This is a genomic window from Nitrosospira sp. Nsp11 (assembly GCF_900142705.1).
GTDB lineage: Bacteria > Pseudomonadota > Gammaproteobacteria > Burkholderiales > Nitrosomonadaceae > Nitrosospira.
Window position 1 is genome coordinate 177454 of sequence record NZ_FRBV01000002.1, and the last position, 15329, is coordinate 192782.

The following is a 15329-nucleotide window of genomic DNA, read 5'->3' on the forward strand; positions in this document are numbered from 1 at the left end:
CTATTTCAAGGTTTCCATATAAGCAACAAGGCTGTCTATTTGCTCCGTATCGAGATCGGTAGCGAAATTGTCGGGCATGAAAGACTGTTTATTAGCGGAATACATCGGCCCCGGGACCAGGTATGCGCTCGGATGGGTAATGGATTCCCGAATGTAGTCAGCAGGTGTCTTGGCGGACCCCCGGTAGTCGGGGGAGGCAATAATGGCTGCGGCACGCGCTCCAATTCCTGCGAGCGTTGGCCCGGCCAGGTTCGCACCGGGTGCAACTGAATGGCAGGCATTACATGCTGGTGGCGCCGAACGGAACAGCGCCTCTCCGCGCGCGACCGGGTCTGACGATACCGACGCCTGAATCGCCGGTTGCCCGATGTCCGTGTCGGGGATCGTTGTGCCGGAGACGATGATCGGACGGGGTGGCCAGCCCTGGTTGTCTATATGGCTGACCCAATCCAGAAACGCGATCACATCGCTGATTTCCGCATCCTTCAGGTTAGGGTTCGGCATCAGGCGCCTGTGCTGTTCTTCAGAGTAAAACTGGGAGGGGTCCTTGAGGAAAGCAGTCAGGTAAGGCGTGCCGCGCTGCTGCGTAATTTTCGTGAGGTCCGGCGCGTAGTAGGCTCCCTCGCCAAGTAGCGTATGACAGTTGATGCAGTTGTTCGCATGCCAAATGTCTTTTCCGCTTATGACTGCGGGTGTAAGCTTTTCTTCATTGGTGAGTTCAGCAAAACGGGTATGGGTGTCGATGGTTAAGCCAATAAACACCGCGGCTGAAAGAAAAGTGCAAACAATGAAAAAAAGTCGTCCCTGTCGTTTTGTCATTCCCGGTTCCTTGCAGATGTCGGACTCGTTGTATCAGCAACCCTACACGTTGATGCCGGGCCAGTTTTTGAGTGAAAGCACTGCAGCGTAGATAATCGCCGCCGCTATCAACAGGAGAACTATGATACTGACGACCTTGAAGGGGGCGAAATAGCGTGAAGTACGACTCGACATGGATGCCTCCAATTGGACAGTGCGGTACTGGTTGGTTTATTCTTGCCAGGAAAGAAAAACAGCGATATCCCATAGGACAAAAAGCGGCAACAATGTTTTATTGTCAAGCAGGATGCGTAAGATTATTAATGCAGGGATTCAATCGAGGAGGGCACGCAATGGATATTCATGGATGGGCCGCGTACGGCGCAAAACAGGAATTGGAGCCGTTTTCCTACGATCCGGGTCCCTTGGCGCCCGAAGAAGTGGAGATCGCTGTGGAGTATTGTGGCCTTTGTCACTCCGATCTGTCAATCATCAATAATGATTGGGGCTTATCCCGATATCCGGTGGTACCGGGGCATGAAGCAGTGGGCCGAATCGTGGCGCTGGGCCAACATGCGAAAGGTTTGCGGATGGGTCAGCGAGTGGGCGTTGGCTGGAATAGCAGTAGTTGCATGCACTGTCACCAATGCATGACAGGCGATAACAATCTTTGCGGGGAAGCGGGGGCGACTATCATAGGGCACCATGGAGGCTTCGCGGAAAGAATTCGTTCGCATTGGGCCTGGGCAATTCCTTTGCCTGATGCGCTCGATATCTCTTCCGCCGGTCCGCTGCTGTGCGGGGGGGTTACGGTGTTTGCGCCACTGGCAACTTACGGAGTCAAGCCAACGGATCGAGTGGGAGTCGTAGGTATCGGTGGCCTCGGCCATATGGCCATACGGTTTGCCAATGCCTGGGGTTGCGAGGTCACGGCGTTCACCTCGAATTCATCCAAGGTTGACGAGCTACGTAAGTTGGGCACCCATCGCGTGGTATCCAGCCGCGACAGCGCCGATATTCTCAAAGCGGCTAGTACGCTTGATTTTCTGCTTGTCACCGTCAACGTTTCGCTTGACTGGAGCGCTTTGCTAAAGACGCTGAAACCGAACGGCCGCATGCACGTCGTGGGCGCTGTGCTGGAACCGATGCCCATTCCGGCATTTGACCTGATCTTTGGCCAAAAAAGCGTTTCCGGGTCGCCAACGGGAGGTCCTGCGATAATGTCATCCATGCTGGATTTTGCCGCGCGGCACGATATCGCGCCACAAGTTGAACACTTTCCACTAAGTAAGGTGAATGATGCGATCAAACACCTTGCGGCTGGGAAAGCGCGCTATCGCATTGTCCTCGATTCTGATTTTCATTAAGAAAGGCAATGCCGCTCAGGCGTGGAAGATCTCTTAACCTCTCCTGTTAAAAATATAAAGGGATCCGTAATCTTGTAATCATACGTAATCTTATCAAGATACCGGAATTCGCCCTGAATGAGATTGCCTAAACCACAGACCAGGCCTCTACATTCAAGATTTCTGATACTGCCCTCCGGGAACCAGGCCGGGTGGCAGCAACCTTGGTCAATGCCTGCTCCAGCCGCAGTTCCTTCGCGACCTTCCCATTCCTGTATCGCTTTTGCAATGGCCCTGTATCTTACATCTTGCTCTCGGATTGCTTTTGCCCACAGTGACAATTCAATGCATCTCAAAGTAGTCAAAGCCGTGGACAGGACGATGAGTAAAATGGAATTCAAAAGCAAGACTCGGGATGCGCCAGGGTGATCGACACGGTAAATTACCAATCGTTATCGAGATCATCCGATTGTCGACAGGAGCACAACATGAACGCGTTAACGAAAAAGGCGCAGCTCGCCGCTGAAACAGTCAGTGATCCCCGTTGGGCTGCGGTCATCGCGCGTAGCACCGAAGCGGATGGCACATTTTATTACGGCGTCACGAGCACGGGCGTGTATTGCCGCGCTTCCTGCGCTGCTCGTCTGGCGAGGCCGGAGAATGTCCGCTTCTACGCCACGCGCGAAGAAGCCGAGAAGGCCGGTTTCAGGCCCTGCAAGCGCTGCCAGCCGGACAGGCCCCCGCGGGCCGAGCAATGTGCAGCCAAGGTAACGCGGGCCTGCCGTATTATCGAAGAAGCGGAAACGGCCCCAGCCCTGGAAAAACTGGCAGCGCAGGTTGGCATGAGCCCCTATCACTTTCATCGCACGTTCAAACAGGTCACCGGGTTGACACCAAGGCAATATGCAGCCGCGCAGCGCGAGAAAAAGGTACGCGATGAGCTTGGCCGTGGCGGTGCAGTAACGGATGCCATTTTTGACGCGGGCTACAAATCCAGCAGCCGCTTCTACGAAAAATCCGGCAAAGTGCTGGGAATGACGCCGAGCAACTATCGCGCTGGCGGCACGGAGATCGAAATTCGCTTTGCCGTTGGGGAATGTTCACTCGGATCGATATTGGTGGGTCAAAGCAGCCGTGGCATTTGCGCCATTCTCCTGGGTGATGATCCCGATAAGCTGGTACACGATCTGCAGGATGGTTTTCCGCATGCCAACCTCATCGGCTGCGATGCCGATTTTGAAGAACTTGTCGCAAAGGTAGTCGGTTTTATCGAGGCGCCGGGTATCGGTCTGGATCTTCCGCTGGATGTACGCGGGACCGCGTTTCAGCAACGGGTGTGGCAGGCGCTGCGCGAAATTCCAGTGGGAGAAACCGCAAGTTACACCGATATCGCCAAGCGGATCGGCGTGCCGAAATCGGTGCGAGCCGTGGCGCAGGCATGCGCGACAAACAAACTGGCAGTCGCGATTCCGTGTCATCGGGTGGTGCGTAACGACGGAGCGCTGGCAGGTTACCGCTGGGGCGTGGAGCGCAAGCAAAGCCTTCTTGAGAAAGAGGCGGAGGTGAAGGCGAAGTCGAAAGTACAAGCATGAATACGTCGGCAAGCGAATCGTGGAGTATTGCTCCTGCGCGGAACATAGCACGCCGGGTGGATACGTTGGATTGGGTGCGAATATCGAATGATCTGGACGCACAGGGCTGTGATCGAACGATTTGTTTCTCCTGAAGAATGCGGCGCTCTTGCCAGATTATATGTGCGAGATGACATTTTCAGAAGCCGGGTCGTAATGGCGCGCCACGGTTTCGGGCGCGGGGAATACAAGTATTTCAGCTATCCGTTGCCCGGTATCATTTCCGAACTGCGTGCCTTGATATATCCAAAGCTGGTGGCGATTGGTAACCGCTGGAACGAAGCAATGGGCATAGCGGTGCGCTACCCCGAGAAGCTCGCTGATTTCATCAAGCGCTGCCACGCAGCGGGTCAGCTTCGCCCGACCCCTTTGTTGTTGCAATATGACCCGGGTGATTATAATTGCCTGCATCAAGACTTGTACGGAGAGCATGTATTTCCGATCCAGGTCACGATTTTGCTATCCGAACCGGGGCGGGATTTCACGGGCGGCGAATTTGTGCTGACCGAGCAGCGGCCGCGCATGCAATCACGTCCCGAGGTCGTGCCCTTGAGGCAGGGAGACGCAGTGGCTTTTGCCGTGCATCAACGGCCTGTGCAAGGCACACGGGGAGTATATCGGGTCAACTTGCGCCACGGTGTCAGCCGCATCCGCTCGGGCCGCCGTCACACCGCAGGTATCATTTTTCACGATGCAATTTGAGAACCAAAAGGGATAAACATGACGTTCAACCTGTTTGAAGGCATGATGCAATGTCAGGCCCAGCGGGAGGAGCTATGCCCCGGTGCAACCGTGCTTCGGGGCTTTGCGACACGGGATGAAGCGGCCATTTTTGCACAACTGCCTGAGGTCACAACCGCTGCGCCATTTCGCCATATGGTGACGCCGGGCGGTTTCCGAATGTCGGTTGCGATAACGAATTGTGGTAGTTATGGCTGGGTAACGGATCGCACCGGCTATCGCTATGATAAGGTAAACCCGGAAAGTGGCAAGCCATGGCCTTCCATGCCCAGCATATTCCTGAGGCTGGCGCAAGACGCCGCGGCGAGTGCCGGCTTCCCGAATTACGCGCCAGATGCATGCCTTGTCAATCGCTACGAGCCGGGAGCGCGGCTATCGTTGCATCAGGACAAGAACGAGCGAGACTTCGACGCGCCTATTGTTTCCGTGTCACTGGGGATTTCAACTGTGTTTTTATGGGGCGGCCTCCGGCGCGGGGATAAACCGATGCGTGTACAATTGACACATGGTGACGTGATGGTGTGGGGCGGACCGGCGAGACTGCATTACCATGGCGTGCTTACGCTTAAGGATGGGTATCATCCCCTAGCGGGTGCGTGCCAGATAAACCTGACCTTTCGTAAAGCGGCCTGAAGGTTTTCTGAAAATCGCGCATTTCCGGCTTAATTGAAGTCGAAAGCAAGCGTAAAGTTCCTTGGAGCCCAGTTCCCATATGTTTTTGAGGGTAAATGTGGGATGCCGCCGTTGGCTGTTGCGTTCCTCACGATATGAACGAAGACAAAGAGAGACAGTGTGAATTTGCCTGAACGAAATTTATTGGTGGCATTCGGTTTGGCATTCGGCATCATGATGTCATTCGAGCCGGCCGCCCTTGCGCAGCAGGGCGAGGTTATCTCTGGCGGTACAGCGAGCCTTTACCGTCCTGATAATCAGGCAAAACAGAAAGAAGCCTTCACCGGCGGTACATGCGTCATCGAAACCGGCGCATTTCCGATCGGCTTCAATGCTTACGTGGTACCGGATGGCGATCATCCTTCTTACCCTCCATTTTGCTCTCCCGTGCCGGCAGGACCCCTGAATCTGGTGATGGATATACTGGTGTCGGAGGTTCGCGAAATGCCGCTGATCGTACGGTTGGTGAAAATAGAAGGTGGGGAAGCACGTGAGGTAGTGTCGATGCCTGCTCAAGCATACACGTCCGGCAATATCCCGCTTGCCGTCAACCTGGAACCGCTTGCCAAGTACGAGGTGCTGCTGATAGGCGATGACGGCAGCGGCAATGTTGCCAATCTGGTCAGCATCCCCTTTGATGTAAGAAGAGCGGGCGATTTTGTAAATACGGGTACAGGCATGGGGATGGGATTCCTGATTCTGGTGTTAGGTATCGCCGGGTTTACCGGCGGCTTGATCCATTTCTGGCGCCCCAAACCGTCGACGACGAACAACTCCGTCAACCGCACCCTCTAGCGACCCGAAAGGCTGCGCCGGTGCTTACCTCAGGCAGGGTATCCTCTATATTAAGGACTCGGCTTGAGCGGTGCAAAGCCAGGCCGTGTGCGGAAATCAGCTGTCAGTTATCCACGAGCGGTATCTACGATGTACGATGCCAGAATTGCCGGATCAACAACGATGAGCTGCCGTTAAACGCGGTCACGACCTTATCGGCGGGAACACTAAACGCCAACCATTCAAGCCATTCAAATTCATGTTGGATTAACGCATTTCACAAACAATACGGAGACAGCATGTCATGAATCACGTCAATCTCTTTGTAGCTTTTTTTGCGCTCACTGCCGCATTCACGGCAAATGCGGGCATACTGGAAAATGGGAGCTGGTCCGCTAGTGGATGCGGCGTCATGCCGGAAACACCGGTTATCGACTCGAGTAGCGCAGATGCTTTCAATCGAAGTGTCGGTGCAATTAACGCCTGGCAAAAACAAATGCAGGTCTACCATGACTGCATGATCAAGGAAGCAAATGCGGACAGCCTAACTATTAATCAAGCTGCAACGGCAGGGCAGGGACGGATAAACGAGATAGTGGAAAAGATAAACGCAGAAGTCGCGGCGGGAAAGCAGAAGGTGGAGCAGAGCCAAAGCGCTTCTCCTTCTTTATCTCCTCCACCCGGAGCAGCCCCTGGCAGCCTGACGTATTAAATGGAAGTCTTTGGGCTCATGGCGGCAAGGACGCTATATATGTCGATTATGCCGATGCCCGCTTCAATCAACAGCTGAACAATTCAAAATATTGGGAACAGCCTGGTCTGTACCTTCTTCATTTTGGAATGTATCGGCAACAAGTCAAAATCATTGAAGAAGTTAAATCCGATGCCGGCTCCTGCGGTAATCGTATTGCTCATTCTGGCATCGGCATCAGGTTCCTTGTTGGCACAGCCGGATGCTGAGCCGGATACTCAACTGCCGGTTCGGCCAGTCGCCCAGCCAAGCGCCTCATCGTCAAGGGCTCCATCCACCCTCCATCCGGTCGTCATTACGGGTACTCGCATAGAACAATCGAGTTTCTCGTTGCCTATGTCCATAGACGTGGTGGAAGGGCTGGTGATCCAGGACTCCCAGCCCCGCGTCAATCTCTCTGAAGCGCTCTCTCGTGTTCCCGGCCTGGTCATTCAAAACCGCCAAAATTATGCCCAGGACCTGCAGGTATCCAGCCGCGGTTTTGGCGCACGCTCCACTTTCGGCATTCGCGGCATACGAATGATTGTTGACGACATCCCTGCCTCCATGCCCGACGGGCAAGGTCAAGCTGCCAATATCAACCTGGGTTCGACCAAGCGCATTGAAGTGCTGCGCGGCCCCTTCTCTGCTATCTATGGCAATGCCTCCGGCGGCGTGATACAGGCATTCACCGAAGATGGTCCGGCGGAACACATGATATCCGGCACGCTGCTGGGGGGCAGCTATGGCACGACGCGCGGTGAAATCAAGCTTGGCGGCACACTGGGTGGGACAGGTGCGGGAGGTACAGCAGGCGCGGTAGCGGGTCCGTTCAACTATATGGTCGATATTTCGCGTTTTCAGACGGACGGTTACCGCGACCACAGCGCCGCTACGCGCTACCAGGCGAGTGCAAAGCTTACCTATCGGGTCAATCAGGACGCCACGCTCACCCTGATAGCAAACGAGCTGCACCAGGGCAATACGCAGGATCCGCTCGGGCTCACGCGCTCTCAAGTGAGCGTTAACCCGCGCCAGGCGGATATAAGCGCTACTACCTTCAATACCCGCAAGAGCATCGACAATACCCAGGGGGGCCTCGTCTATACGCATAAATTTTCTTCCGCGAACACTATCAAGCTGATAGGTTATACGGGGACCCGGCAAATTGAGCAGTTTCTCGCCGTCTCGCGCGGCGCGCAAATTCCGGCCACGAGCTCGGGAGGTGTTGTCGACCTGGATCGCGAATTTGGCGGACTCGGTTTAAGATGGATGCATCGCAGCGGGGGGGAGCGTCCTCTGACGGTCACTGCGAGCATCGATTATGAGATTTCCAAAGAAAGGCGCAAGGGATTCGAGAACTTCTCGGGGATGGCGTTGGGTGTACGCGGAGATATGCGTCGCAACGAGGACGATACGGTTTCCAGCTTCAGCCAATATGTGCAAGCCGAGTGGCAGTTTGCACCAGCGTGGATACTTTCTGCTGGAGTGCGCCATACGGAAGTGAAATTCAGGTCGGAGGATTTTTTTATCCGGTCTGATAACACTAATGACAGCGGCAGCCTGACTTTCCGCAATGTTATTCCGATACTGGGGCTGCTGTATAAGGCCACGCCCACGCTCAATCTATACGTCAGCGGGGGGGAAGGTTTTGAGACACCGACTTTTGCCGAGCTTGCCTACAGGCCGGACGGTGCAACAGGTCTCAATTTTGCGCTTCGGCCGAGCAAGAGCCGGAATGTCGAAGCAGGGGTCAAGTGGCTGGCAACGAGCAATACACGCGTCAATCTGGCACTTTTTGAAACGCTGGTTAGCGGTGAAATATTGCCTGCGACGAATTCCGGAGGCCGAACCACTTTTCAGAATGCGGCTGACACGAGGCGCCGTGGTGTCGAGTTTTCAGCCGACTCCCGTTTTGGCGCTGATCTCTCCGCCTATTTATCTTATACCTATCTCGATGCTGAATTCCAGGATTCATATACCTACCTCCGACCGGGAGGGCTTTCCACAACCGTAGCCAATGGTAACCTTCTGCCTGGCGTGCCCCGCAATACCGCTTACATGGAGTTGGCATGGCGCCGCGGCTTGCCAGGTTTCTCGGCAGTAGCTGAAGCAATCTATCGTGACAAGGTTTTCGCAAACGATACCAATACCGAAGCCGCTAAACGATATGGCATCGCAAATATCCGGTTCTCCTATTCGCATCAGATCGGCGGCTGGAAGCTCAGCGAATTCTTGCGGTTGGACAATATCACCGATACGCAATATGTGGGCTCGGTAATCGTAAACGAAGGGAACAGCCGCTTTTACGAACCTGCGCCGGGGAGGAACGTAATAGTGGGGATGAGCGCAAGGTACACATTTTAGCCAGCGGTTGTTTATACCTTGTGCGCTACCGTACCGAAACGTGCGGCAGTATCCCTATAATAAAAAATTGGGATATGAAGGAGATATTGGGATATGAAGGAGATAATATGGACGGGCTGCGTTTAAATTTCCGCATTATTTTATGTGTTGCTTTACTACCCGCCGCAATACCAACTGCCTCTGCAGCAGGCTCCCTCACGCAAATGGCGCAAGCAAGCTCGCTGCCTGACACGATACCCGCCGGGGAGGAAAAGACGGCCAAAACACGGGCGCTGGAGTTGGGTGCAAAACTTCTTCAAGGCAAGTCTCCATTAAAACCGTTTGACATCTATCTTGTCGGTTTTCATCCGATGAAGGATTCTCCGGAAGACCAGATGGAGGCACATCATTACTGTCATCAGGTAAATGAGGATTTTGCACAGTGCGTATTATTTGATGACAACACGGAGGAAGCGAACCTGAATGGCATCGAATACATTATTTCCGAAAAGCTTTTTGCTGCCTTGCCGGAAGCCGAAAGAAAATACTGGCATCCTCACAATGGTGAAATTCTTACCGGGCAGCTAGTTGCCCCGGGTATTCCGAAAGCCGCGGAAAAAGAGTTGATGAAGGGGAAGATGAACAGCTATGGCAAAACCTGGCACGTCTGGAATACGGGTTATGAAGGAAACCCCGGCGATAAGATGCCATTGGGTGCGCCGATGCTTGGCTGGTCTTTCAATCGCGATGGAGAAGCGATCCCTGGCTTGGTCGAAAAGCGGGATAAGAGGCTGAAGCTGAACAGTTCAGAAGAGCGCCGGCGGCGTGCAGACCTGGAACAGTTCGCCAGGCCTCAATCAGGCGTTGATGATCTCAAGGGGAAGTTCGCCCGGCCCACCAAAGATATCCCAGCCGTCATAGATCGGAAGAGCGCTGGCAAGGTTGACTAGACAGTGGTTCCAGCTTTACCGGCTCCGCGCCAATTACTTGGGATATTTTTCCAATCTGATTCCCGAGCTGCCAATGCAAGTCGGCTATTCCCAATCATCATATCTTTCATGGCACCGGTTTCATTCGAGCCCTGCTCCGCACCGCCAACATAATTGAAAATTACGCGGGTTTTCCTCTGTGCACACCCGGCAGAAAACCACACGTGTTTCAACCGGGGTTTTTTCGAAAGCCCTGACAATTACCTGGCCTCTTGCAAGATCATTGTCGTCAACCACCCAAACCTCTGGATAAGCATGGGTAAAAGGGATGTCTCCGAGGCCGCCCTGCGCATGTTCATTAAACAGCCGTGCGTCTATGTTGGCGTGCCCGAGGAGATCGAGCTTGATTTGCGCTTCCATGAGATTGGCGGCGGTACAGAGTTTTTTCATATTCGAAATTTCCTGCACGGTTATTCGCCAAGCTTATCAAAAAATACTCCGCAATAATTTTCTTCAGGGACATCGCAGATAGATTGACTCGCATGAGCGCTATTGATCAGGATAGCATAGAAAAAATACCGCGGTTCGGTGACAGAAGCTCACGGCGAGCAGGGGAGAGCGGCGAAAGCGACAGTAAAAGATGGGCCTTTCATCCGGACATCTTCTGCGGGAAACAGGGACTACAGGCTTGTAAATCAGCGCTAATATCCACTAATCGGTTGGGGTAGTAGCCAATGTTCGTCCATGATATAACGGCTGCTGAGCTTTTCAGCTCAGATAGGTTGTAATCGGGTTTAAGCGTAATAGCAAAATTATTTATCGCCGTTACAGGCTCAATAAAGTGGGCGAATTGCGGCGGTCGTGACGTATCTGGAAGCTCGAACTTCCAAGATAAGATAGGGTGTAATTGAATATCGCCTAGGAGCTCTGGCTCGTGTGATCGATTTTCCTGCTCTTCTTCTCGCTGCCGATGTCTATGGACAAAAGCCAAGGTAATGAAACCATACCAAGGAGATCTGAATGATTGCATCGCGAAGAATGCGTGTTCTAGGCATGATGATAGCTTTAATGGGCTCGTGCTGGGCTTCAGCAGCGGCATGGGCCGACAGTGACCTGCTTGTCGCGGCCAGGAGGGGCGATCTTCCCCAGGTCAAAACACTTCTTGGAACCAAAGCCCATGTAGATGCCAGAAGGGGAGATGGCGCCACAGCGTTGATGGCCGCGTCGACCACAGGTCATCTGGCGGTAGTGCAGACATTGCTTGCCGCGAAGGCCGATGTGAATGCCAGCATGACCAACGGCGCCACCTCATTGATGGCAGCGGCGGCGGTGGGCAACCGGCAGGTAGTACGGGCGCTTCTGGGTGCGGGCGCCAATGTGGACGCCAAGGCAAACGATGGTTTGACAGCGCTTTTGATAGCGTCGGAGGGTGGGTTTCCTCGAGTTGTACAGGCACTGCTTGACGCCAAAGCCGACGTCAACGCCAGCACCGGCAACGGCGTCACCCCCCTGATGGCGGCGTCGCAGGAAGGATACCGGATCGTCGTGCAAGAGTTGCTCACGGCCGGGGCCGATGTGAACGCCAGGACGAATGACGGTCTCACAGCGCTGCTGATCGCGTCTGAAAATGGTCACCATCGGGTGGTCCAGGAACTGCTGGCTGCGGGAGCCGACGTCAATGCGGGCATGGACAATGGCACGACACCCTTGATTATGGCATCGCAGAATGGGCACCAGATGGTGGTGCAGACGTTGCTTGCCGCAAGAGCTGAAGTAAATGCCAGGACAAAAGATGGTCTCACGGCTTTACTGATGGCATCGGAAATGAATCACCCGGACGTGGTACAGATGCTGCTCGCAGCCGTCGCCGATGTGAACGCGAGGACGAACAATGATGTGGCCGCATTGATCGCGGCGGCGCAGGAAGGTCACCTGATGGTGGTGCATGAGCTGCTTGCCGCCAAGGCCGATGTGAATGCTCATGCAGGCAATAGCGTAACCGCTTTGATACTTGCGTCGGAGAGGGGACACCATAAGGTCACGCAGGCACTGCTTACGGCCAAGCCTGATGTCAATGCCAGGACAACTGATGGGGTTACGGCGCTGATGGCGGCAGCGAAAGAAGGCCACCAGTTGGTGGTGCATGAGTTGCTGGAGGCCGGGGCCGATGCGAACATCAAATCGAAGGGCGGCATTACTGCCTTGATGGCGGCGGCGAAGGATGGCCGGCAGGAAGTGGTATATGTGCTGCTTGCCGCCGGCGCGGATGTAAATGCCAAATCAAAAGATGGCTTCACCGCGCTGATGATGGCATCGCAGGACGGCCGTCAGAACGTGGCGCGTGCGCTGCTAGACGCAGGCGCCAACTTGCATGCCAAGTCGAAGGCCGGTGCCACGGCGCTGAAGATAGCGATGCAAAATGGCCACCAGGAAATAGTGCAACTCCTCGAAGAGGCTGGCGCCAAAAAATGAAACCCGGAAGTTTTGCCGCATAGCCGGGCTGGTCACGACTTCCTGAAGCAGAGGAATTGCTTCTCGGATAAATTACTTCTATACGGCAACATCTCAGCCCGAGGGAATTCGCTCGTTTGCGAGAGGTCGCGCAGGACGTCTTATTAATGCATCATCCCAACGTGCATCATCTCAAAGCGCCGCCACGCGACTCCGTTATTTGATATGCTCGTCTCTCCAATCCCGGAGATTCACCGAACAGCGGGCGCTCTCGTCAAGCACATCGAATTCTGTGGAATTCATCGCGTATGAGCCCATTTGTCAGCGATACGGGGGCGGTATTCCTGGAATCGTCAATGTGCTTTATTAAAACATGGCGGAGTTTCAGGGCAGGCAAGCGATGCCGGGACTTCAACTCCTATTGAGGAGACGACGTGCAGAATATCAGAACAATTCTTGTGGCAACCGACCTGTCCGAGTTTGCCGGGCGTGCCGGGACACGCGCCGCGATGCTATGCGCCAGCCTGAACTGGAATTCGGTTGAGCTGTTGAATGTCAAGGAAAGCGGATTACCGAACGCGCTGGGCCTTGTCCTGAAGAAAACGCCCGCAACGGCCGAGGCCGCCTTGGTCGAGCGCGTTATGCGCGAGTTACAACTTATCTGCAATCTGTTGCAGGACAATTATGGCGTTCGCTGTGCCCCTACCGTCAAGTTTGGGCGCCCCGAGGAGGAAATCGTTGCCAGAGCAGATGAATTGGCTGCGAAGTTAACGGTTATAGGCGCGCACGGTGGCAATTTTTTTACTGACCTTTTTCTCGGCAACACCGCCGATAAATTGGCCCGCATGAGTAAAACGCCCTTATTACTGGTAAAGAACCAGACCACAGAGCCCTATCGCCGGGTACTGGTTCCAGTAGACTTTTCTGAGAATTCGAGACGTGCGGCGCAAATGGCGCTGGAAATCGCACCGGAGGCGCACATAACTTTCCTGCACGTGTTCGATGTCGTGCTGGAAGAGCAAATGCAGTACCTGAATGCTGCTCATGACACTATCCACGATTACCATGTCAAAGCTGCGGAAGATGCGCGTCTCGATTTAAACGAGTTTATAGTGGGCCTTCAAACTGGCCGCAAGGCTGATCATCGGCCCGGCCGTCACGCTTTGTTCCGGACAGTCGCTTTCGGTCATCCCGGACACGTCATTTACGACCACGCAAAGTCTATAAAGGCGGATTTGATCGTGATGGGAAAACATGGGCGATCCCGTTTCGAGGAGTTGCTGCTGGGAAGCGTCTCACGACATGTCATCGAGCAATGTTTTTGCGATGTGCTGATTGTGACCGGGCCGGTCCAGTTGGCGTAGCTTAGCGGAAAGGGATTCAGCCAGGTCTTCCTGGTGTCTCCGAACTCCCAGGGTCCCCAAGCCCAGCAATAAGCAACGCTGTCCTTTTCCGACTACAATAAAATGAGCCGGAAAATGGAGTTGGCATCTCAATTTCCGTGATACTCCCGTTTAAAGAACATCAGTTATTTACGTAGCGCTACAGGAAATAACATATGGTTCGTGCTCTTGGAATAACCGGGCTCTTCCGGTTGGCGTTAACCGTGACCTTCTTGATGACGGTTGTGTCCGGATGCGCCAATTTCAAGGAAATAAAAGCATTCGCGTCGCTTTCGTCGAGTGCTGCCACCCATGATGCGCTTACAAGGGACTATATCGGAGCACTCGAAAGGCGCAAGCAATATCAGCCGCAGAAATTTCATAGCGAGCTGGAAGCACAGAAGATGCGCCGGGAAGCGCAGCGAGCTGGTCTCGATGTGCTCCAGCAAACCGTGGCGGATTACATGCAGGGCCTTGGCGGTCTTGCCGCCGGCGAAATTCGGACCTATGACAAATCTCTTGATGACCTCAGCGAACGCCTCAACAAAGTGACGCTACTCAGCGATGACGAGAAGGACGCGGTTGGCGCGCTATCGACCCTTCTTGCGCGCACTGTTACGGCCGCATACCGGGAGCATGAAATCAGTAAACTGATTCGCGATGCCAATAAGCCGCTTCAGGACGTGATCAAGGCGACCCGCAAGATTGTCGTGAAGGGCATGGCCGCCGATTTGCAGGTCGAATTCGCGCTAGTGGGAAGGTATTATGATAACTTCATACTCGCGCCAAATAATCCCCAGGAACCCGTTGCAATGGCATTGGCAAATGAGGCCAGGGTAGAAGCACTCCGTCGTGTGGATGATCGGCTCCGCGCTGCCCAACGTTATGACGTTATATTGGAGAAAATCGCACAAGGCCACCAGTATTTATTTGATCACCGGGATAGCCTTGGCGATGAAGAGCTGGAACGACAATTCAAACCATATGTCGACGCGCTGCGGGCGGCGTATCGCGATTTACTAGATGTTTCACGGTGAACAGAGAATAAAGCCATGGACAAGCTTTCAGAAAATGAGGCTTTCGAGCTAGGTAACCAGTTTCGCGACGCTGCGATTGCGCTTGGAGATTGGCGTTTTAAAAACCGTGCCGGTCTGAGCAAAGTCCAATGGGATGAGCTCGATGAGCGGGAGATTACGCTTCTAAACACCGCCTCAAGCATCTACACCAGCGCCGTCAGCTTCGTCCTGGCGGAAAGCAAGGTTCCTGTTGCACGCCTGCAGTCCAACGTAGAGAGCGCCAAGTCTGCGATTCAGCATATCGCAAGCTTCAAGCAGGTGCTCGACCTCGCTTCAGCGCTGGTCCTGCTGGCCGGTGCAATTTCATCCGGCAACGTGGCGTCGATTCCCGCCGGGATAGTGGCGTTGGAAGATGCCGCTGAAGCCATTATCAGGCCTGATGGTCCGGTTTGATGACGCCTTCAGCGCAATGATGTTCCGGCTTCTTGTAGCTTCTTGTGGCTGGTACCGGGC

The 15329-nt window shown here is 54.2% G+C and carries 15 protein-coding genes; 12 read left to right on the top strand and 3 right to left on the bottom strand.

From position 1 onward, the window contains the following. Together BUA28_RS03855 and BUA28_RS16205 are read right to left on the bottom strand one after the other, a co-directional pair. Entirely contained in the window at positions 1 to 819 is an 819-nt protein-coding gene (locus BUA28_RS03855; protein WP_072766821.1) for a c-type cytochrome, read from the bottom strand. 42 nt (positions 820 to 861) lie between these two features. Next, positions 862 to 993, bottom strand: coding sequence for a hypothetical protein (locus tag BUA28_RS16205; protein WP_256598224.1), 132 nt, complete (start codon positions 991 to 993; stop codon positions 862 to 864). Between the two features lie 158 nt (positions 994 to 1151). On the opposite strand from BUA28_RS16205, the gene BUA28_RS03860 reads away from it, so the two are divergent. The 8 genes from BUA28_RS03860 (at position 1152) to BUA28_RS03900 (ending at position 9988) form a co-directional block, all read left to right on the top strand. Then, positions 1152 to 2165: an NADPH-dependent aldehyde reductase Ahr gene (locus BUA28_RS03860; RefSeq protein WP_072766822.1), complete on the top strand. Its 1014-nt coding sequence runs from the start codon at positions 1152 to 1154 to the stop codon at positions 2163 to 2165. 467 nt (positions 2166 to 2632) lie between these two features. Continuing rightward, positions 2633 to 3736: a bifunctional DNA-binding transcriptional regulator/O6-methylguanine-DNA methyltransferase Ada gene (gene ada / locus BUA28_RS03870; RefSeq protein ID WP_072766824.1), complete on the top strand. Its 1104-nt coding sequence runs from the start codon at positions 2633 to 2635 to the stop codon at positions 3734 to 3736. A gap of 87 nt (positions 3737 to 3823) precedes the next feature. Then, entirely contained in the window at positions 3824 to 4477 is a 654-nt protein-coding gene (locus BUA28_RS03875; RefSeq protein WP_218587219.1) for a 2OG-Fe(II) oxygenase, read from the top strand. Between the two features lie 18 nt (positions 4478 to 4495). Then, positions 4496 to 5149: a DNA oxidative demethylase AlkB gene (gene alkB, locus BUA28_RS03880; protein WP_072766825.1), complete on the top strand. Its 654-nt coding sequence runs from the start codon at positions 4496 to 4498 to the stop codon at positions 5147 to 5149. A 159-nt stretch (positions 5150 to 5308) separates the two neighbouring features. Then, positions 5309 to 5983: a hypothetical protein gene (locus tag BUA28_RS03885; protein ID WP_072766826.1), complete on the top strand. Its 675-nt coding sequence runs from the start codon at positions 5309 to 5311 to the stop codon at positions 5981 to 5983. A 283-nt stretch (positions 5984 to 6266) separates the two neighbouring features. Beyond that, positions 6267 to 6674, top strand: coding sequence for a hypothetical protein (locus BUA28_RS03890; protein WP_072766827.1), 408 nt, complete (start codon positions 6267 to 6269; stop codon positions 6672 to 6674). Between the two features lie 171 nt (positions 6675 to 6845). After that, entirely contained in the window at positions 6846 to 9059 is a 2214-nt protein-coding gene (locus BUA28_RS03895) for a TonB-dependent receptor family protein (protein WP_083569862.1), read from the top strand. A 107-nt stretch (positions 9060 to 9166) separates the two neighbouring features. Beyond that, on the top strand, positions 9167 to 9988 hold the full coding sequence (locus BUA28_RS03900) for an OBAP family protein (RefSeq protein WP_083569882.1): 822 nt from the start codon (positions 9167 to 9169) through the stop codon (positions 9986 to 9988). A 120-nt stretch (positions 9989 to 10108) separates the two neighbouring features. Here BUA28_RS03900 and BUA28_RS03905 read toward each other — a convergent pair whose 3' ends face one another. Next, on the bottom strand, positions 10109 to 10417 hold the full coding sequence (locus tag BUA28_RS03905; protein ID WP_072767067.1) for a putative signal transducing protein: 309 nt from the start codon (positions 10415 to 10417) through the stop codon (positions 10109 to 10111). 570 nt (positions 10418 to 10987) lie between these two features. Between BUA28_RS03905 and BUA28_RS03910 the strand changes: the two genes are divergently transcribed. From BUA28_RS03910 to BUA28_RS03925, 4 genes are all read left to right on the top strand, one after another. After that, positions 10988 to 12439 (top strand): ankyrin repeat domain-containing protein, encoded by a 1452-nt coding sequence (locus BUA28_RS03910; RefSeq protein ID WP_083569863.1) that lies wholly within the window; start codon positions 10988 to 10990, stop codon positions 12437 to 12439. Positions 12440 to 12852: 413 nt separating this feature from the next. Continuing rightward, positions 12853 to 13782 carry a universal stress protein gene (locus BUA28_RS03915; RefSeq protein WP_072766828.1) on the top strand — a complete coding sequence of 310 codons (930 nt, stop codon included), beginning with the start codon at positions 12853 to 12855 and terminating at the stop codon, positions 13780 to 13782. 194 nt (positions 13783 to 13976) lie between these two features. Next, the gene (locus tag BUA28_RS03920; protein ID WP_072766829.1) at positions 13977 to 14837 is read left to right on the top strand and encodes a hypothetical protein; all 861 of its coding nucleotides are present in this window, start codon (positions 13977 to 13979) and stop codon (positions 14835 to 14837) included. Between the two features lie 15 nt (positions 14838 to 14852). Next, positions 14853 to 15269: a hypothetical protein gene (locus BUA28_RS03925; protein WP_072766830.1), complete on the top strand. Its 417-nt coding sequence runs from the start codon at positions 14853 to 14855 to the stop codon at positions 15267 to 15269. The last annotated feature ends 60 nt before the right edge of the window (positions 15270 to 15329 follow it).